This window comes from Vreelandella salicampi (assembly GCF_013415105.1).
Lineage (GTDB): Bacteria > Pseudomonadota > Gammaproteobacteria > Pseudomonadales > Halomonadaceae > Vreelandella > Vreelandella salicampi.
The window spans coordinates 58,387-77,874 of sequence record NZ_JACCDF010000009.1 but is presented as its reverse complement, the minus strand read 5'-3'; the positions used below and the strand labels follow the sequence as shown (position 1 = coordinate 77,874).

The following is a 19,488-nucleotide window of genomic DNA, read 5'->3' as shown; positions in this document are numbered from 1 at the left end:
ACTATCCTTTCAACGCCGCAGAGGCAAGTGCGCGCTGCTGCTGATCAGCTAGCAAAAGTGCCAACGCGCAGGAGGCCATACGCGTCAAGGCATCATCGGCGCGACTGGTGAGGATAATCGGCACGCGGGCACCTACGACCAAGCCAGCGCCGGTGGCATCGGCTAGGTGGCTTAGCTGCTTCATTAGCATGTTGGCCGCCTCTAAATCGGGCGCCAGCAGAATATCCGCGCGCCCCGCAACCGGCGAAACAATCCCTTTGGTCTTGGCGGCGGCTTCCGAAACAGCATTATCAAACGCCAAGGGGCCATCCAAGGTACCGCCGGTGATTTGACCACGATCCGCCATTTTGCATAGCGCGGCGGCATCCAGTGTTGAGGCAATTCTGGGGTTGATGGTTTCAACGGCGGAGAGAATGGCCACTTTCGGGTCGTGATTGCCCAGCGCATGGGCAAGCTCAATGGCGTTTTGCACGATGTCGCGCTTCTGATCCAACTTCGGGTAGATATTGATCGCCGCATCGGTGATCAACAACGGGCGTGGATAGGTTGGCACATCGAAGGCCATTACATGGCTTAGGCAGCGCTCAGTGCGCAGGCCGCTTTCCCGATTAACCACTTCGTGCAGCAGTTCATCGGTATGCAATGCCCCTTTCATCAATGCATCCACGCTACCTTTCCGGGCGAGCGCAACGGCTTTCTCCGCTGCGTCGTGGCTATGCTGCGTATTGACCAGCTCAAAGTCGCTGATATCTACCTCAGCACTGTCGGCAGCCGCACGGATTTTTCCTTCAGGCCCCACCAGCACCGGGATAATCAGCCGCTGTGCGGCGGATTCCACCGCGCCACGAATGGAGCTTTCATCCACGGGGTGAACCACGGCAGTGCGCATAGGGTCAGGGTGATCGGCCGCGGTTAAAATTTCGTGCAGACGACCGCGTTCGGTTAAACGCACTTTGGGCATGACGGTGCGCGGGCGGCGGATTTTTTTGGTCGGGGCGAGCACCCGCGCCTCGCCTTCTATCACCGTGTCACCGCGCTGATTTTGGCAATGGCAGGCGAAAGTAATCTGATGGTGGCCCTGATCTTTCTCCAACACCTTAACCGACACTTTTAGCACGTCGCCTAGCCGCACCGGGGCCTTAAAGCGCAGCGTTTGCCCCAAATAGACCGTTCCCGGCCCGGGTAACTGCGTGCCAAGTACGGTGGAAATCAGCGCTCCGCCCCACATGCCGTGGGCGATCACTTCTTGGAAGCGACTGCTTTTGGCGAAATCATCATCCACATGTGCCGGATTAACATCGCCGGACATGATGGCAAAAAGTTTGATGTCTTCCATCGTCAGGCGCTTTTCTAAGTGCGCCTCATCGCCCACACAAATTTCATCGAAGGTACGATTCTCGATCACATCATCCAAATCGCTCATTCTGTTCTCCCTTTAATAAAGCACAGCGGTTAAAAGCGGATATGCTGGCACGTCTCATGCAGTGGCTAAGCATCACCAAAAGCAATACTGCCTTCATTAGCAAGACCCGCTACAATGCCCACCTTTCCACGCATCGAAAACACCTGAGTCACGAAAACCTCTTTAAGCTGAATATAACCATAGCACCCGCATTGCGCTGCAACATTGATAATGAGCAAGATCAAAGCGGCAAAGCTTTACATTAGATATGATTAGCGCTAAATCGTGACAACTTAACGAACGACTCACTTAAACTTTTGCGGACACCCGATGGATTTTTTAATTTCACTCTCTCGACAACTGAAAGATAGCCTGCGCGACCTAGCACCGGTCGTGCTGGTGATTGGCTTTTTTCAACTTGTCGTCATTCGTCAACCTTTACCTGACTCGCTAGCCTTGATCGATCTTGCCTTGGGATTGGTGTTTGTAGTGGTGGGCTTAACCTTGTTTATCAAAGGGTTGGAGCTAGGGCTCTTCCCTATTGGCGAAAACCTAGCCCGCGCCTTTGTTCAAAAGGGCTCGGTTACCTGGTTGCTCCTCTTTGCGTTCGCTTTAGGTCTTGGCTCCACGGTGGCAGAACCTGCACTTATTGCCGTTGCGGCAAGGGCGAGTGAAGTTGTTTCTGAAGGTGGGTTGATTGCCAGTAGCGAATCGGCACAACAGTCGTTTGCGTTTATATTACGCATGGTGGTGGCCATTTCCGTCGGCACGGCCGTGGTTGTTGGCGTATTGCGTATTCTGAAAGGTTGGCCGCTGCACCTGATGATTATCGGGGGCTATGTCGTGGTCCTACTGCTTACACTAATCGCCCCGAGTGAAATTATCGGCATCGCTTACGACTCCGGCGGAGTCACCACATCCACGATTACCGTACCTCTCGTAACGGCACTGGGGGTAGGGCTAGCTACCGCCATTAAAGGACGCAACCCCATGCTGGATGGTTTCGGCTTAATTGCGTTTGCATCGGTCATGCCGATTATTTTCGTACTGCTTTTCGGGATTTTTGGCCTTAACCTTATTGCAGGGAGCACCTAATGACGTTAATTGCCATTTTCTGGGATACATTGCTCGATATTTTACCTATTGCCGCCATTATCTTTGGTTTTCAATACATTGTAATCCGCAAACGTATCAAGCATCTCTCTCAGGTATTGATCGGCTTCTTCATGGTATGGGTGGGGCTTTCGTTCTTTTTAGTCGGACTAGAACAAGCGCTTTTCCCCATGGGAGAATTAATGGCCACCCAGCTCACCGATACGACGTTTTTGCCTGAGCTGGCCGCTGGCGCTGAGCGCCACTGGAGCGACTATTATTGGGTTTACCTGTTCGCATTTACCATTGGCGCCAGCACCACCATTGCCGAGCCTTCCCTTATTGCCGTTTCGCTTAAAGCCGGTGAAATTTCCGGCGGTACCATTAATCCGCTAATGCTGCGAATTTCGGTGGCACTGGGGATGGCGTTTGGGATTACGCTAGGCACTTGGCGGATCGTGATGGGTTGGCCACTACAGTGGTTTGTGTTGGTGGCTTACATTCTCGTGATTATCCAGACATTCCGCTCGCCTCGGAGCATTATTCCGCTAGCATTCGACTCAGGCGGTGTCACTACTTCCACCATCACCGTGCCGATTATTGCCGCATTAGGGTTAGGACTTGCTACCGCAATTCCCGGCCGCAGCCCCATTATGGATGGCTTTGGCATGATTGCACTCGCTTGCCTATTCCCCATCATTACCGTGATGGGCTATGCCCAAGTCGCTGAATGGCTAGAAAGAAGCAGACCATCATCAGACATCACCCACACCCACTCAGACCACACGACATAACACTTGCACGCCTAAATGTATCTGGCGTTATAAGGAGAATGGAATGCGTTTTAAGCTAATTGTGGCGCTCGTCGAAGATGAGCGAACCGACGCGATTCTTAAAGCGGCCCGTGATGCAGGAGCAACGGGGTCGACAGTTATTAACAACGCGCGCGGGGAAGGCTTAAAAAAAGCCCGCGGTATTTTCGGGATGCAAATTAATGCACAGCGTGATGTATTGCTATTTCTCGTCGAGGAGCATATCAGCCGCACTATTCTTGAGGCGATTGCAGAGGTGGGCGAGTTTGATGAAACACCGGGCACAGGCATCGCATTTCAAGTCGATGTTGAAGACGCTATCGGCGTAAATCACCAAATCAAATCGCTGTCCGATACTGTCAATAAAGTCATATAAGGAAAGAACACCATGTCGACTCAAGAAACCGCTATTACCACGCGGGATATCATGCATCAACGCTACCTTCTCGTTGATGGTTTTGTCACCGTGGCGGACGGTATCAAGCTATTGTGTGAGCATAACGCGAGCGCCTTGGTGATCAAAAAACGCAATGAAAACGATGAGTATGGCATTGTGCTGCCGTCGGACATTGCGAAAAAAGTGCTCGCGCCTAATCGTGCGGCAGAGCGCATCAATTTGTATGAGATCATGAGCAAGCCGATTATCGGCGTTCGGCCCGAGATGAATGTCCGCTACTGCGCACGCTTGTTTGATCAGTTCGGCTTGGCTCTCGCCCCCGTGATTGATCACCAGCACCAAGTAATGGGCATTGTTGACTACTCAACCTTAGTACTTCACGGTCTTGCGCCACAACACGGTATTTGCGTTTAACGCCGCGCTGATCCCTATCCCTAAGAGATCATGCGCCAGCGCCGCCACTGGCGCATGATCACACCGTGCTTGGGCGAAAACAGCAGGGCTAAGAAAAATAAGCCGGTCGCGACCAGTACAATGGAACCGCCGGAAGCCACATCCAGCACAAACGAAAACCACAGCCCTAGCACCGCCGAACTCACCCCAACCATCACCGAAAGCCACAGCATAGTGGCAAAGCGATCCGTTAGCAGATGCGCCGTCGCACCGGGGGTAATCAGCATCGCCACCACCAAGATAATCCCAACCGTCTCAAGACTTGCCACGATGGTCAGCGTCAGCAGCAAAATCAGCCCGTAATGAATCACGCTGGTGTGAAACCCCAGCGCTTGGGCCTGTTGCGGGTCAAATGCGTAGAGCATCAAAGGCCGGTAAGCGAGCCACACCACCAGCAGCGTGATCACGCTGGCCACAAGCGTCAGCAGTAGCGCCGAAGGCTGAACCCCCAACACGTTGCCGAAGAGAATATGCAACAGATGGGTGCTTGAGGCGATCTTGCTCACGATCACAATGCCAACGGCAAAGGCGCCGGTGAACATTAGCCCCATCGCCGCGTCGGATTTGATCCGCGTGTGACGCTCAATCGCGCCAATGCCTAACGACGTCAGCGCACCAGTGATGAAGGCGCCGATAAAAAAAGGCCAACCTAAAAGGTAGGCGACAGCGACCCCGGGAAGCACCGCATGAGAAATCGCATCTCCCAGCAGCGACCAGCGCTTTAACACCACAAAGCAAGAGAGCAGCCCGCAAATCGCTCCTACGAGCATTGAGGTCAAAAGCGCGCGCTGCATAAAGGCGTACTGAAATGCCTCGGAGACAGTTTCGGGCAGTAAGTTCACCACTGCCATTAAGCCCGTCGTTAATATAGCGATTAGCGAGTCAGTGAGCGCTGGCAACGGCTAGCTCCTTGGTGCAAAGATAGATTGGTGCAAAGATAGGGCACAAAAATGCGCTAACAAGTTGATTAATTTCATTCGGATGACATCCCCACCGCTAGCTCGGCCAGTTTGGCATCGCTAAGCATTTCAGCAGGGCTTCCCGCACCGCGTACCGTGCGGTTAATAAGCACCACATGATCCACAAAACGACGTGCTCCAGGCATATCGTGGGTGACCATGATCACCGTTCTCCCCGCCTGGCGCTGTTTGGCCAACACATCCAAAATCAGCTGTTCGCTGGGTGGGTCAACGCCAGCAAGCGGCTCGTCAAGCAGAAGGGTATCGGCTTGCTGAGCCAGCGCCCGGGCAAGCAGAACGCGTTTTTTTTGCCCACCGGAAAGCGCACCAATCGGCCGCTTGGCCAATGCCGACATATCCACGGCATCAAGCGCTTCGCTAACCGCTTGGTGGTGGCGCGGGTGAGCAAAGCGCATGGGCAAAAGACGTCGCCACAGCGCATCTTGGCGTATATGGCCAAAGCGCCCGGTCATGACGGTTTCCCACACCGAGATAGGGAAATCCCACTCAATGGCATCGCGTTGTGCCATGTAGGCAATTCGACCGGCGCGGCGGTGCTCGGCAATCGGCTCGCCGAAAGCCGTCACCTCGCCTTTGAGTGCTTTCATACTGCCGGTTAGCACGTGAAAAAGCGTCGACTTCCCGGCGCCATTGGGCCCCACAATCGCCGTCCACTCTCCCCTGGGAAAGCAAACGCTGATATCGCTTAACACCGGGTGACGCTGATAAGCCGCATAAAGGCCATTCACTGCAATCGCCCCGGTATCGGAAGGCTTATTCGCCATGGTCTGCTTCCGTAACAAGGTGGCGACGCAGCAATTCGGCGTTATAACGCATCATGTCTTGGTACGTGCTTGCCGGGCCACCTGGCTCGCTGAGTGAGTCCACATAGAGTGGGCCCGCAGCAGGAACGCCGGTATCGCGGGCAATACTGGTGACATGACGATCAGAGATCGTGCTTTCCCAAAAAATAGCCCCCGGTTGGCGCTCGTTGATTTTGTCTACGACCTGCATCATCTGCCGTGGCGAGCCTTCCGATTCGGCGTTATTGCCCCAGATGCCAGTATGCTCAAACTCAAAGGCGTTGGAAAAATAGGTAAAGGCCGCTTCGCTAGTGAGCAAAAAACGCTGCTCTGGCGCTATGGGCGCAAGCGTTGCGGTCATGTCGTCATAAAGCGTATCAAGCGATGCTTGGAAGGCCTCGGCGCGCTGCTCAAACCCTTGCGCGTGGTTTGGGGCCGCGTCGGCGAGCGCGTCCGCGATCACCTCGGCGTAGGCGGCCACAGCACGTGGGTCCATCCACAAATGCGGGTCAATATCGCCGGAAAGCTCACCGGTCACAATCGGCTCAGTGGGGTAGCCCGAAGATTCAGCCACAGCCACCATCGGTACCCCATCACGTATGGTCGCCTCCACTTGGCCCATCCACTGCTCCAACTGGTAACCATTGTAGAAGACGATATCGGCACGCTCTAAATGCGCGAAGTTGCTTGGCACGAGCTCCCACTCGTGCACTTCGGCATTCACCGGTGTGAGCACCGCCACCTCGGCCGCGTTACCCGCCACCTGCTTTACAACATCGCCCAGCACGGAAAACGTTACCGCGATTTGCAGCGGTGACTGAGCGTGAGCGCCGAATGAAACGGTCGACAATGTAAACGGCAAGCAAATCCACAACCAATAACGGCGCTGGGGCATGATGATTCTCCGCTGTGTTAAGCTCTAAAGAAGCACTGTAGCTTACTAAAAAAGCAAGGTGCAAATAGTTTAGCCTTGGCTAACTATGATGCACTAAGATATAGGATCACCGCTAATGAGCTTTTTCATTCACTTTGATACGTTTGCCTAATGAGTAACGACCCGCATTTTTCACAACGGCCGTCAAAAACATCTTTACAAAGTGGTGATGCGTTACCGCCCATAGAGCAGCACGCACGCCAATATGAAGCCGTCCGCAGCGCTCATGAAACCGAGTTGATTGAGGATTACGTCGAGTTGATTGGCGATTTGCTACTACATCGAGAAGAAGCGCGCGCGGCGGATATCGCTAGTCGCATGGGAGTAAGCCAAGCGACGGTTTCGAAAATGATTCGCCGTTTAAACGAGCTAGGCTTAGTGACAAACAAGCCCTACCGCTCGCTTTTTCTCACCCAGCAAGGGCAGGCTATGGCCGACGCGTCGCGTCAGCGTCACCATATCGTGCTGCATTTTTTACGCGCTCTTGGCGTCAGTGATACCACCGCGCGCATCGATGCCGAAGGGATGGAGCACCACGTGAGCGACGAAACGCTCGCCATTATGCAGCGCTATACCGAAACACAAGAAAACCGTTAGTTAGAAAATTGTCCATCGGCCAGGCTTGCTATCCCAACCGAGGCTGACACGTAGAGGGGCTTTTCTTCCACATAGATCACTGGTTCAGTGTTTAAGCGCTGCAAGAAGCGCTCGACCATTACAAGAGCACCGCTGACTATTTCATCCGGCAGAATAATCAAAAACTCCTCGCCTCCGTAGCGACCTGCCAAATCCCCCTCGCGTATTGAGGCTTTAAGCACCGCGCCGAACCGCTCCAGCACTTTATCCCCCACCTGAACGGCTCAGGCAACGCAAGCAGCAATGTCGGTTCAGATATTTCGGGCGGAAAGTTTACATTGGGCATGCCCGCTCACCTATCGTAATCGCTATTGGGCACGAAAACCGCTGACATTATGACGAAACAGAATTAGACCACTACAACCGCAGCGAAAGTTGTATCAAAATTCCACCTATAAATCGCTTCACGTGCTTCGAGTCAATTTATTGTTGAGCCTAAAAGAGCAGAGCATCTGTTGTTTTTCTGACCACGGTACGCCAGCGCACATACTCGTCTCACTTCCATGGCGCATCCTTAATCACACGCAAACTTCAGCTACGCCATGCCGATCCCGCCGTCCCGGCATGGCGTACAAGACCCGGCAGGAGACTGCTAATGGAAACCCTAGGGCAGAAAAATGACCTCACCAGCGAACCGCGCGCCCTCATGCGTGCCCTGGGAGACTACCGCACGCCACGCATCGCCCGCAGCGTCATCGAACTGTTGGTCACGCTAATTCCCTTCGCTTTTTTCTGGGCCCTCTCATGGGTGGTACTGAGCGCCGGCCACTGGCTCGGCCTAGTGCTAACCATACCCGCCGCAGGCTTTCTCGTGCGCCTATTCATGATCCAGCATGACTGCAGCCATGGCGCTTTCTTCCCCTCAAAGCACGCCAATGACTGGGTCGGGCGGGTGATCGGTGTGCTGACCCTAACCCCCTTTGACTTCTGGCGTCATACCCACAGGCACCATCATGCCCATTCCGGCAATCTCGATCGCCCGCGTATCGGTGGCATCGACACCTTGACAGTCGAGGAGTTTAGCGCCCTGCCTCGCGACGAGAGACTGCGTTACCGCTTCTATCGTCATCCCCTCGTCCTCTTCGCTCTCGGCCCTGCTTACCTATTCTTGCTCGACAATCGATTGCCGGTAGGCTTCATGCGCGCAGGCTGGATGCCCTGGCTGAGCACTATGGCGACCAATGCGGCAATTTTGGTACTCATTGCCACCATGATGTGGCTGGTGGGCATCGGCCCCTTCCTGCTCGTGCAGCTGCCGATCACGCTGCTCGCCGGAACGGTCGGTGTCTGGCTCTTTTATATCCAGCACCAGTTCGAGGACACCTTCTGGGAGCACGACCCCAACTGGACCTTCCAGGAGGCGGCGCTGCACGGCAGCTCACACTACGACCTGCCCGGCGTCTTGCGTTGGTTCACCGCTAACATCGGGGTGCATCATGTCCATCACCTTTGCAGCCGTATTCCCTTCTACCGCCTGCCCGATGTGCTGCGCGATTACCCAGAACTGCGTGGTATCGGCCGCCTCACCCTATGGCAGAGCTTCGCCTCTGTACGCCTGGTCCTGTGGGACGAGGACAAGCACCGCTTGGTGAGCTTCAGGGAGGCAAATGTCTGATCTGTCGGGAGCTCGTCACGCCCTGGCAGCATAAATTAAACGGCCGTTCTAAAGAATGACAAAAAACGGCCCGAGTCAGCGACTAATCAGGTAATCAAACACACGAGTTCCGACACCTAGATGCACAAGGTGAGAATTTGGGTATCGTTTTTGAGGCAGGAATAGCTAAGCTTACGGCAATACATGAAGACAACGCTTTTGTAAGCGTTACTAAAAAAGAGACTACGCCACGCTGAAAGGCAATTTATGCCAAGGTGGGTGTAATTGATGCCAAATCAGAAATGAAACGATACAAATGGAGGCGGCCCCAAAAGCCACATCCCGGCACACACATCCACCACTACCGTTGCTCCCTTCCGGGCCTGGCGGGGTTCGCGGTTTAGCGTTGCGGGAGGACCTAAGGGGCCACCATAATCGCGCGTACTAGCAACTATCTACACTTTACGTCACTTCGTACAATCTTGCTCTCGCTGTGGTGGCTACGCCCTGATTTGAACAGGGGACCCCATCATTATGAGTGATGTGCTCTAACCAGCTGAGCTACGTAGCCTTTCCTTCACAGCGGGTGCAGATTATGCCTATCTTGTTAGGTAAAGGCAAGCCGGATTACGGCTTGCCTTTTTGCGTTACTTAGTACGCGCGATAAACCGTTATTTAAGCGCCGCACGCACAGCAGGCTCGCCCGGCTCACCATCGAGGGTAGTGACGCCGTCAAGCCACTCTGCCAACAGCTCATCGTCAGCCTGCTGGAGGTAGTCACGCGCCGCTTCGCGCGGGTCTTCGCCCTCATCCATGATCTCGCCCATCAGCTGGTTTTCCATCTCCAGTGTGAACGTCATGTTATTAAGCAGCGTACCCACATTCTCGCACTCTTGCGCGTAGCCACCACGAGTATTGGTATACACCGTTGCGCCGCCCAAATCCGGGCCAAAGTAGTCGTCAGCGCCGGAGAGATAAGCCATATCGAAGTTGGTGTTCATCGGGTGCGGCTCCCAACCCAAGAACACCATCCATTTTTCATTGGGTACCCGCGCGCTAAGCTCCGCAAGCATACCCGCTTCACTGGAATCAACCAGGCTCCAATCGCCTAACCCGAAGGCGTCGTCGTCAATCATTTGCTGAATCAGCTCGTTACCGTCATTGCCGGCTTCAATGCCGTGCAAATCGCTATCAAACTTCTCAGCGTTTTCTGCCAGGTCCGTAACTGAAGTAACGCCAGCATCGTAAACATACTGTGGTACGGCCAGCGTGTACTTAGCCCCTTCCAAGTTGGCAGATAAACGATCAACGGTACCGTCTTCTACATAGGGATCGCTGATAGAGGCCATTGACGGCATCCAGTTACCCAAGAAGACATCGAAATCGCCATTTTTCATGCCCGAATAGGCAATTGGGACGGAAACCGTATCGATGCGTGTGTCGTATCCCAGTGCTTCTAGCACCTCGGTGGCAAGCGCGGTGGTCGCGGTGATATCGGTCCAGCCGACTTCAGCAAAACGCACTTCTTCGCATTGATTGGCTTGCGCCGTGATTGGTAGGCCCGCGGCGATAAGCAGCGTACCTGCCAAACGATAACGTGAAGATAATAATGACATAGCCGTCTCCTTAATTAAGGTTCTTACTCAACACAGATTGGATCACTGCGTCGTTAAACACCAAAATCTTTTTATTGATTGAACGTTCAATAAAAAGATGTCACACTACACAGGTAATCACGCTTGAAGGTTAGATTCAAGTCCGTGTGGCGCCGCGTTAAACGCTTATAAGCTAATGCCGCCAAGCATGTGACGACGGCTGCCGAACGTTGATAAGGAGGACACTGTGCCCAAAGTCGGAATGGAACCCATACGCCGCCAGCAACTGATTCACGCGACCATGACAGCCATTGATGATGTCGGGCTGGCTGAAGCCACTGTGCTGCGCATTGCGCGCCATGCGGGTGTATCGGCAGGTATTATCAGCCACTACTTCGGCGGCAAAGATGGCCTTTTAGAAGCCACTATGCGGCAGATATTGACCGACCTTAGCGATGCTGTTGCGGCACGTCGGCACATACTGACCGACGACTCTCCGCGAGCGCATATCGGCGCCATCATTGAAGGTAACTTTGACCGCACCCAGGTCACCGGGCCTGCGGCTAAAACATGGCTCGCCTTTTGGGCCAGCAGCATGCACAAGCCGATGTTGCAGCGGCTGCAAAACGTCAACGACCGACGCCTTTACACCAATCTTTGTCATCAATTTCGACGCGTAATGCCGCGCCCTCAAGCGCGTAACGCGGCCCGCGGCTTAGCCGCGATGATTGATGGCTTATGGTTACGTGGCGCGCTAACCCCGGAAGGCTTAGATGCTGACCGAGCGCGAGCGTTAGCCCACGCGTATCTCGATCAACTACTTGCTCAACCAACGGATTGAAAGCGTTTGATGCTTTCCCGTATTAGCGCATTTTTCTCTGTTTCTGATTGTCTTAGGCTTTGCTCGACTTAGACTTTGGTCGACTTAAGTTCTGAGCAACAAATTTTTGCTATCTCCACTTTTGCGATGAATGAAAAGGAGCAACCCATGGCTCAACAAGACACTCTTCCGCTTTACATCGAAGGCCGCCGTGTACAGGCCACTTCCGGCGAGACGTTCAGCATTACCAACCCGTTTGACGGCAGCCCGCTGGCAACGGTTGGCCAAGCGAGCCAAGCGGACGTCGACAGCGCCGTTGAAGCGGCTCAGCACGGTCAACGCGAATGGGCCGCGATGACCGGCATGGAACGCGCGCGCATCCTGCTACGTGCCGTCGCCCTGCTGCGCGAACGCAACGACGAGTTGGCCGAGCTGGAAACCCGCAATACCGGTAAGCCGATTAGCGAAACCGCGAGCGTGGATATCGTGACCGGGGCTGATGCCCTGGAGTATTACGCTGGCCTTGCTCCGGCCATTGAGGGTAGCCAAATTCCGCTGCGCGATAGCTCGTTTATTTACACCCGCCGCGAGCCGCTCGGTGTCATTGGCGCTATCGGCGCCTGGAACTACCCGATTCAAATCGCCTGCTGGAAAGCCGCCCCTGCGCTAGCCGCTGGCAATGCCATCGTGTTCAAGCCCAGCGAAGTCACCCCGCTCACCACCATGAAGCTGGCCGAAATCTTCACCGAAGCAGGCCTACCCGACGGCGTGTTCAACGTGGTGCAAGGCGATGGCCGCGTCGGTGCTATGCTCACCACGCATGAAGGTATCGACAAAGTGTCGTTCACCGGTGAAGCCGGTACCGGCAAGAAGGTCATGTCGGCAGCCGCAGAATCGACGCTTAAAGACGTCACCATGGAGCTAGGCGGCAAATCACCGCTCATCGTGTTTGCTGATGCGGATCTCGACCGCGCTGCGGACGCTGCCATGATGGCGAATTTCTACTCCAGCGGCCAAATCTGCACCAACGGCACCCGTGTCTTTGTCGAAGCAAGCATCAAGGATGCGTTTGAAGCCAAGCTGGTCGAGCGCGTTAAGCGCATCAACGCCGGTGACCCGATGGACCCCGCCGTTAACTTCGGCCCGCTGGTCAGCTTTGAGCATCAGGAAAAAGTGCTCTCCTACATTGCGCTGGGTAAAGAACAAGGCGCGCGCGTTTTGGTCGGTGGCGACGCCTGGAACAACGACGCCTTTGCCAACGGTGCCTGGGCCGCCCCGACGGTCTTTACCGACTGCACCGACGATATGCGCATCGTGCGCGAAGAGATCTTCGGCCCAGTGATGTCAGTGCTCGCGTTTGACGATGAAGACGAAGTCATTCGCCGCGCCAACGATACGAAATACGGCCTCGCCGCCGGTATCTTTAGCGAAAGCTTGAACCGCGCCCACCGCGTCATTCACCAGCTGGAAGCCGGTATTTGCTGGATCAATACCTGGGGCGAATCGCCTTCAGAGATGCCGGTCGGCGGTTACAAAGAGTCCGGCATTGGGCGCGAAAACGGTGTCGAGACGCTCGCCCACTATACCCAGACCAAATCCGTGCAGATCGAAATGGGTCCGTTTGAGTCAGTATTTTAAGGAGTTTTTATGTCGCAAACACGCGAATTTGATTACATCATTATTGGCGCGGGCTCAGCGGGTAACGTGCTGGCCACGCGCCTCACCGAAGACAGCAACGTTAGCGTATTGCTGCTGGAAGCCGGTGGCCCGGATTATCGCTTTGATTTCCGCACTCAAATGCCCGCCGCTCTTGCCTACCCACTACAAGGCAAGCGCTACAACTGGGCATTTGAAACCGACCCGGAACCGTTTATGGACGGTCGCCGCATGGAGTGTGGCCGTGGCAAAGGCCTGGGCGGCTCCTCGCTGATTAATGGCATGTGCTATATCCGCGGCAACGCCCTGGATTACGACAACTGGGCGAGCCAGCCCGGCCTTGAAGACTGGGATTACTTGAGCTGCCTGCCCTACTTCAAAAAGTGCGAAAGCCGCGATATCGGCCCGAACGATTATCACGGCGGTGACGGCCCGGTAAGCGTGACTACACCAAAGGCAGACAACAATCCGCTTTACCACACCTTTATCGAGGCCGGTAAGCAGGCGGGCTACCCGGAAACTGAGGACGTCAACGGCTACCAGCAAGAAGGCTTTGGCCCCATGGACCGTTTCGTCACGCGCAACGGGCGCCGCGCCTCTACCGCCCGTGGTTATCTGGATACCGCCAAGCAGCGCGACAACCTCACCATCGAAACCCACGCGGTTACCGATGTGATCGAGTTTGACGGCAACCGCGCTGCCGGCGTGCGCTATGAGCGCAAGGGCCAAGTTCAAAAAGCTCGTGCCCGGAATGAAGTACTGCTGTGCGGTGGCGCTATTGCCTCACCGCAGATTCTGCAGCGCTCGGGCATCGGCAACCGCGAACTGCTCAAATCGCTGGATATTCCCGTTGTGCACGAGCTGCCCGGCGTGGGTGAAAACCTTCAGGACCACCTGGAAATGTACATCCAGTATGAGTGCAAAGAACCAATTTCGCTCTACCCGGCGCTGAAATGGTACAACCAGCCGAAAATCGGCGCGGAATGGCTGTTTAAAGGCACCGGCATCGGCGCAAGCAACCAGTTTGAATCCTGCGGGTTTATCCGCAGCCACGATGAAGAAGCGTGGCCGAATCTGCAGTATCACTTTCTGCCCATTGCCATCAGCTACAACGGCAAGAGTGCGGTGCAGGCTCACGGGTTCCAGGCCCACGTTGGCTCTATGCGTTCAGAAAGTCGCGGGCGTATTCAGCTGACCTCGAACGACCCTCACGCGGCGCCCAGCATTCTCTTTAACTACATGTCCAAAGAGAAAGATTGGCAAGAGTTTCGTGATGCCATTCGCATTACCCGCGAGATCATCGCCCAACCGGCGTTTGAGCCATACCGCGGCCGCGAGATCGCGCCTGGCCCGGATGTGCAAAGCGATGAAGAACTAGACAGCTTTGTTAAGCAGCACGCTGAAACGGCCTATCACCCCTGCGGCAGCTGCCGAATGGGTGAGGACAACATGGCCGTCACCGATGGTGAGGGCCGAGTGCACGGTATTGAAGGGCTGCGAGTCGTCGATGCCTCGCTCTTTCCCCTCATTCCCACCGGCAACCTTAATGCACCGACGATTATGCTGGCGGAAAAAATCGCTGACCGCATTCGTGGCCGCGAACCGCTTCCCCGCGCTAACGTCGATTATTATGTCGCTGATGGCGTCCCCGCCAAACGACACTGAACCAAGCCTCCACGGCTCAACTCTAAAACGTCGCGGCCAATGCTGCGGCGTTTTTTTATGCCCGTTAAAAATGCCGAAACACTTGCACTGAATGGCGCAGGTCTGCCAGTATTCAAACATCTGTTTAAATACGTGTACTACCTATACCGCTATACCCACACACTTGGAGTGATTCTATGCTCACCCTACTACTGATTGTGCTCGCCGTTGTTGGCCTGCTCGTGGTGATGCGCCGCGAGGCCGGGGCAACACCCGCGCTTGCGGTACTTGCCGTGCTTGGCGTTATCGGGCTGGTCGTCGATGCCACAACTATCGGCGTACTACTCTTACTCGGCGCTGCCGCTATCGCCATTGCCGGTTTACCCGCCCTGCGCCGCCAGTGGCTCACTCCGCGCCTTTTTACGATGTTCAAAAAAGTCGCGCCCAAAGTCTCCGACACCGAGCGCACCGCGCTGGAAGCGGGTACTGTCTCGTGGGACGGCGAGCTATTCTCCGGCAAACCCCAATGGAACAAGCTGCTCGACTTTAAAGACGACGGCCTGCGTGACGATGAGCAAGCCTTCCTCGATAATCAGTGTGCCAAGGCTGCCGGCATGTGCAACGCCTGGGACATTGCCCAAGAGCGTGCCGATTTGCCGCAAAAGCTTTGGGACTACCTGAAAAAAGAAGGCTTCTTCGGCATGATTATTCCGAAGGAGTACGGCGGGTTAGGCTTCTCTGCCAAAGCGCAATCCATGGTGCTGCAAAAGATCTCGGCCAACGAAACCTTGATGGTAACGGTGGGTGTGCCTAACTCGCTCGGCCCAGGCGAGCTTTTGCTCAAATACGGCACGCAAACGCAAAAAGATCATTACCTGCCGCGGCTGGCCGATGGTCGCGAAATCCCTTGTTTTGGTTTGACTGGCCCTCGCGCCGGTTCGGACGCCACGTCGCTGCCGGATACCGGTATTGTGTGTAAGCAGACGATCGACGGAAAAGACGTGATCGGCGTGCGGCTGAACTTTGAAAAGCGCTGGATTACGCTCGCCCCGATTGCCACCGTTGTCGGCCTAGCCTTCCGCCTGTTTGACCCCGAAAAGCTATTGGGCGACGAAGAAGATCGCGGCATTACCCTGGCGCTGATTCCCCGCGATACCGATGGCATGGAAATTGGCCGCCGCCACCACCCGATTGGCAGCCCGTTTATGAACGGCCCGATTAAAGGTAACGACGTATTCGTGCCGCTAGAGACCATCATCGGTGGTGAGAAGATGATCGGCGAAGGCTGGCGAATGCTGGTCGAGTGCCTGTCTATCGGCCGCTGCATCACCCTACCCTCGGGCGCCACCGGTACCGCCCGCTATGCACTGGGCTGGAGCGGTGGATTCACCCGCGTGCGCCGCCAGTTCAACGTTCCCGTGGCGGAAATGGAAGGCGTACAGGAACCGCTGGCGCGCATGGCATCACTCGGCTACATCTCGCAGGCAACGGTGTATCAAACCGCCAATCTGATCGACCACGGCGAGAAGCCCGCCGTCCCCTCGGCGATTCTGAAAAGTCAGCTGACCGAATTCCAGCGCGATATTCTGGCCGATGCGATGGACGTACACGGCGGCAAGGCGGTAACCCTTGGCCCGCGTAACTACTTAGGTATTGGCTACAGCGCCAACCCGGTGGCGATCACCGTGGAAGGCGCAAACATTATGACGCGTAACCTGATGATCTTCGGTCAGGGCGCGATTCGCTGCCACCCGTACGTACTAGACGAGCTCGCCGCGAAAGACGCCAACGACATCAAAGGCTTTGATAAAGCGTTCTTCGGCCACACCGGGCTGATTTTCGGCAATGCCGCGCGCGCCTTTACCTTAGGTTTCGGCATTGGCAAACCCAGCGTGCCATTCGACGGCCCTGCAACCGCCTATGCGCAAGACATCGCCCGTCTTTCGGCTGGCTTTGGTTTGTGCGCCGACGCCGCCATGGCAAGCCTCGGCTCGGCTCTAAAAAAACGCGAAATGCTCTCCGCACGCTTGGGCGATGTGCTTTCGAACCTTTACCTAGCGTCCATGGTACTCAAGCAGTGGCAAGCCGGTGACAAGGTAGAAGGCGAAGAGGCGCTTCTGCACTACAGCTGCCGCTTTTTGCTCCAGCGCGCCGAGCAGGCGTTTGTGGAGATTTTCGATAACTTCCCCAACCGAGTGCTGGGCAAAACGTTGAAAGTGATCGTGATGCCGACTGGTCGCCGCTGGAATCGGCCACAAGATGACTTGGCGCGCGATATTGCCAAGCGCGTCTCCACCCACTCGGCGCTGCGCACCAAATTATTAAGTAACACCTGGGACAAAGACGACGGCGATGAACGCAATCCACTGGCCCGCTACAACGCGCTGCTGCTCGATTATGACCGCGCCGAAACGCTCTACCGTACGCTCAACAAAGCCTATGCCAAGGGCGAGTTGCCGCAGACAGCGCTTCACCCCGAGCAACGTGTCGAGGCCGGGCTGGAAAAAGGCCTGATTAGCGAAGAAGACGCGACGTTCATGCGCGAGTTTGAAGCACAAGTATTGGAAATGCTCACCGTTGACGACTTTGCCTACGACGCATTTGCGAGCGATAAATCGACGCTGATCAACCACAACCCGGAGCCTAGCACGACGATTCCGGCTGCCGCGGCAGAAGCCAACGTCAAATAAAGTTTATGTAAAAGACAATTTGCGTTGGCGCACAACGAGCCGGCCCTTCGAGGTCGGCTTTTTTTGCTTCGCAGTTAAAGTGGCCACACCCACAAAATCATGGGAATCGCGACCACCATCACTACCATGGACAGCGGCAACCCCAGTTTCCAGAAATCACCAAAACGGTAGCCGCCAGGGCCCAACACCAATGTGTTTGATTGGTGGCCAATTGGTGTCAAAAACGCACACGACGCGCTCACCGCCACCACCATCAAAAAAGGGTCTAAAGAGGCATCAAAGCCTTCGGCTAAGCTCGCGGCAATCGGCGCCATAAGGACGGCAGCGGCGGCATTGTTCACCACGTTGGAGAGCACCATCGAGAGGATAAAAAGCCCCGTTAGCGTCATCACGATGGGCCACTTGCTGCCAAAGTGCAGCAGCGTATCGGCGATCAGCGCCGCACCACCGCTGGTTTCCAGCGCCTGCCCCACCGGAATCATCGTCCCTAACAGCACGATTACGGGCCCATCAATCGCCTGATACGCCTCACGCAGGGGCAAAACCCCCACCAGCAATGACACCAATGCGGCTGTGCTCAGCGCCACCGCGGTGGGCAATATATCCAGCAACATGGCGATAATGGCTAAGGCAAAAATCGCCATCGAGAAGAATAGTTTACGCGGCTGCCCGAGGTTGAGTTCACGTTTGGCAAGCGGTAGGCACCCGAGTGTGGCCAGGCTTTCACTGATTTCGTTTTCACCACCCTGGAATAACAGTACATCGCCTCCTTGAAAGCGAATATCGCGCAGGCGCTGCTTTAGCCGCGCCCCATCCCGCGCTACTGCGACCAGATGCAGCCCAAACTGGTGATGTAAACGCAGCTGACGGACGCTGCGATTGACCATCATCGAGTCAGTGCGCACAACGGCTTCTACCAGCTGAAGCCCCTCTGTATCGACTTGACGCGCTGGGGAGTCGTCATCGTCTTTATTGTTTCCGTCTTTTTTATGTTCCGGTTGTTTTTCTATCGTGCTGCTGTCGTCATCCTCTTCGGGCGTCACTACCACGCTCAAACCGACTTTATCTTCCAAGACTTTAAGTTCGTCGGGGCCAGCTTCGAGCAGCAAAATATCTCCTTCCTGCAGAGCATCGTAGAACGCATAACCCGCGCTGCGCTTGTCATCGCGCACCACGGCCAAAACGGGAATTGTCTCATCCAACTCGTCTTGTAGCTGCTGTAGGGTCAAACCTTTCGCTTTGGCCTCTTCGTCGACACGGAGCTCCACGAGATAATTAGCGGTATCAAACATGTCTTCGGCGGTTGCCTGCCCTGCTCGATGCGGGGTTAAGCGCCAGCCTACCAGCACAATAAATAAAAGCCCGGCAAGCGCCACGCTCGCGCCTACCGGAAAAAAACTAAACATGCTGAAATTTTCCCCCACTACATCGCCGCGGTAGCTGGAAATAATAATATTGGGGGGAGTGCCAATCAGCGTGGTCAAACCACCCAGCAGCGAGCCAAATGCAAGCGGCATTAATAACAGCGATGGCGAGGTATTGTGTTCACGCGAGAGCCGCATCGCCACGGGCAGAAGCAAGGCCAATGCGCCAACGTTATTCATCACCCCTGAAAGCACCACGACAGTGCCTACCAGCACCGTCAGCTGAAGCAGCAACCGCTCCCCCACTTTCAACACCTGATCGGCGATAAGGTCCACGACGCCCGCACGCTCAAAGCCACGGCTTAACACGAGAACCGCCACAACGGTGATCACCGCCGGATGCCCAAAGCCGTTAAACGCCGCTTCAGCCGGTACTAACCCGAGCATTACCGAGCCCAGCAGTGCGGCAAGTGCGACTAAGTCATAGCGAAAGCGTCCCCACATAAACGCAAGAAGCGTAAGCCCCAACACGACAAACACCAGCGTACTCTGCGCCATCCCTAAAGCATCAAGTTTCATAGTGACCTCTTGTGGGTGGATAAAAGCGACAGACAAGCACTAAACAAAACGGGCACCT

17 protein-coding genes, 1 tRNA gene and 1 other RNA gene are annotated in these 19,488 nt (G+C 55.3%); 10 read left to right on the top strand and 9 right to left on the bottom strand.

Annotation, left to right across the window (positions count from 1 at the left end; genetic code table 11):
* Position 1: 1 nt before the first annotated feature.
* On the bottom strand, positions 2 to 1,423 hold the full coding sequence (locus tag HZS81_RS11140) for a bifunctional enoyl-CoA hydratase/phosphate acetyltransferase (RefSeq protein WP_179930635.1): 1,422 nt from the start codon (positions 1,421 to 1,423) through the stop codon (positions 2 to 4).
* Between the two features lie 309 nt (positions 1,424 to 1,732).
* Between HZS81_RS11140 and HZS81_RS11135 the strand changes: the two genes are divergently transcribed.
* From HZS81_RS11135 to HZS81_RS11120, 4 genes are read left to right on the top strand one after another with little or no spacing between them, the layout of a single operon-like run.
* Complete coding sequence (locus tag HZS81_RS11135; protein WP_179930634.1) at positions 1,733 to 2,497, top strand: DUF1538 domain-containing protein; 765 nt, start codon at positions 1,733 to 1,735, stop codon at positions 2,495 to 2,497.
* Complete coding sequence (umpB, locus tag HZS81_RS11130) at positions 2,497 to 3,288, top strand: Na,Li,K/H(+) antiporter subunit UmpB (protein ID WP_179930633.1); 792 nt, start codon at positions 2,497 to 2,499, stop codon at positions 3,286 to 3,288. The genes HZS81_RS11135 and umpB overlap by 1 nt, the downstream gene beginning before the upstream one ends.
* A 43-nt stretch (positions 3,289 to 3,331) precedes the next feature.
* A complete protein-coding gene (locus HZS81_RS11125; RefSeq protein WP_179930632.1) occupies positions 3,332 to 3,682 on the top strand; it encodes a P-II family nitrogen regulator in 351 nt (116 codons plus the stop codon).
* A gap of 12 nt (positions 3,683 to 3,694) precedes the next feature.
* Complete coding sequence (locus tag HZS81_RS11120; protein WP_179930631.1) at positions 3,695 to 4,117, top strand: CBS domain-containing protein; 423 nt, start codon at positions 3,695 to 3,697, stop codon at positions 4,115 to 4,117.
* 20 nt (positions 4,118 to 4,137) lie between these two features.
* Here the strand turns inward: HZS81_RS11120 and HZS81_RS11115 are convergent, their stop codons facing one another.
* The 3 genes from HZS81_RS11115 to HZS81_RS11105 form a co-directional block, all read right to left on the bottom strand.
* Entirely contained in the window at positions 4,138 to 5,007 is an 870-nt protein-coding gene (locus HZS81_RS11115) for a metal ABC transporter permease (RefSeq protein WP_179930724.1), read from the bottom strand.
* Between the two features lie 122 nt (positions 5,008 to 5,129).
* Positions 5,130 to 5,900 carry a metal ABC transporter ATP-binding protein gene (locus tag HZS81_RS11110; protein WP_179930630.1) on the bottom strand — a complete coding sequence of 257 codons (771 nt, stop codon included), beginning with the start codon at positions 5,898 to 5,900 and terminating at the stop codon, positions 5,130 to 5,132.
* Entirely contained in the window at positions 5,890 to 6,813 is a 924-nt protein-coding gene (locus tag HZS81_RS11105; RefSeq protein WP_179930629.1) for a metal ABC transporter solute-binding protein, Zn/Mn family, read from the bottom strand. The genes HZS81_RS11110 and HZS81_RS11105 overlap by 11 nt, the downstream gene beginning before the upstream one ends.
* 150 nt (positions 6,814 to 6,963) lie before the next feature.
* On the opposite strand from HZS81_RS11105, the gene mntR reads away from it, so the two are divergent.
* Positions 6,964 to 7,449 (top strand): manganese-binding transcriptional regulator MntR, encoded by a 486-nt coding sequence (gene mntR, locus HZS81_RS11100; RefSeq protein ID WP_179930628.1) that lies wholly within the window; start codon positions 6,964 to 6,966, stop codon positions 7,447 to 7,449.
* On the opposite strand, the gene HZS81_RS11095 is transcribed toward mntR, so the two are convergent.
* A complete protein-coding gene (locus tag HZS81_RS11095) occupies positions 7,446 to 7,703 on the bottom strand; it encodes a GGDEF domain-containing protein (RefSeq protein ID WP_338401850.1) in 258 nt (85 codons plus the stop codon). The genes mntR and HZS81_RS11095 overlap by 4 nt on opposite strands.
* A gap of 380 nt (positions 7,704 to 8,083) precedes the next feature.
* On the opposite strand from HZS81_RS11095, the gene HZS81_RS11090 reads away from it, so the two are divergent.
* A complete protein-coding gene (locus HZS81_RS11090; RefSeq protein WP_179930626.1) occupies positions 8,084 to 9,103 on the top strand; it encodes a fatty acid desaturase in 1,020 nt (339 codons plus the stop codon).
* 305 nt (positions 9,104 to 9,408) lie between these two features.
* Here the strand turns inward: HZS81_RS11090 and ffs are convergent.
* The 3 genes from ffs to HZS81_RS11075 all read right to left on the bottom strand — a co-directional run bounded on the left by ffs (position 9,409) and on the right by HZS81_RS11075 (position 10,698).
* An RNA gene (ffs, locus tag HZS81_RS11085) (signal recognition particle sRNA small type) lies at positions 9,409 to 9,505 on the bottom strand.
* 71 nt (positions 9,506 to 9,576) lie between these two features.
* A tRNA-Met gene (locus HZS81_RS11080) sits at positions 9,577 to 9,653 on the bottom strand.
* 100 nt (positions 9,654 to 9,753) lie between these two features.
* Positions 9,754 to 10,698, bottom strand: coding sequence for a choline ABC transporter substrate-binding protein (locus HZS81_RS11075; protein ID WP_179930625.1), 945 nt, complete (start codon positions 10,696 to 10,698; stop codon positions 9,754 to 9,756).
* A gap of 226 nt (positions 10,699 to 10,924) precedes the next feature.
* Here HZS81_RS11075 and betI point away from each other — a divergent pair, with 226 nt between their 5' ends.
* The 4 genes from betI to HZS81_RS11055 all read left to right on the top strand — a co-directional run bounded on the left by betI (position 10,925) and on the right by HZS81_RS11055 (position 17,487).
* Positions 10,925 to 11,518, top strand: coding sequence for a transcriptional regulator BetI (gene betI, locus HZS81_RS11070; protein WP_179930624.1), 594 nt, complete (start codon positions 10,925 to 10,927; stop codon positions 11,516 to 11,518).
* 147 nt (positions 11,519 to 11,665) lie between these two features.
* On the top strand, positions 11,666 to 13,135 hold the full coding sequence (gene betB, locus HZS81_RS11065) for a betaine-aldehyde dehydrogenase (protein WP_179930623.1): 1,470 nt from the start codon (positions 11,666 to 11,668) through the stop codon (positions 13,133 to 13,135).
* A 9-nt stretch (positions 13,136 to 13,144) separates the two neighbouring features.
* Complete coding sequence (gene betA / locus HZS81_RS11060; protein WP_179930622.1) at positions 13,145 to 14,818, top strand: choline dehydrogenase; 1,674 nt, start codon at positions 13,145 to 13,147, stop codon at positions 14,816 to 14,818.
* Between the two features lie 176 nt (positions 14,819 to 14,994).
* Entirely contained in the window at positions 14,995 to 17,487 is a 2,493-nt protein-coding gene (locus HZS81_RS11055) for an acyl-CoA dehydrogenase (RefSeq protein ID WP_179930621.1), read from the top strand.
* A 74-nt stretch (positions 17,488 to 17,561) separates the two neighbouring features.
* Here the strand turns inward: HZS81_RS11055 and HZS81_RS11050 are convergent, their stop codons facing one another.
* Positions 17,562 to 19,430, bottom strand: coding sequence for an SLC13 family permease (locus HZS81_RS11050; protein WP_179930620.1), 1,869 nt, complete (start codon positions 19,428 to 19,430; stop codon positions 17,562 to 17,564).
* Positions 19,431 to 19,488: the final 58 nt, after the last annotated feature.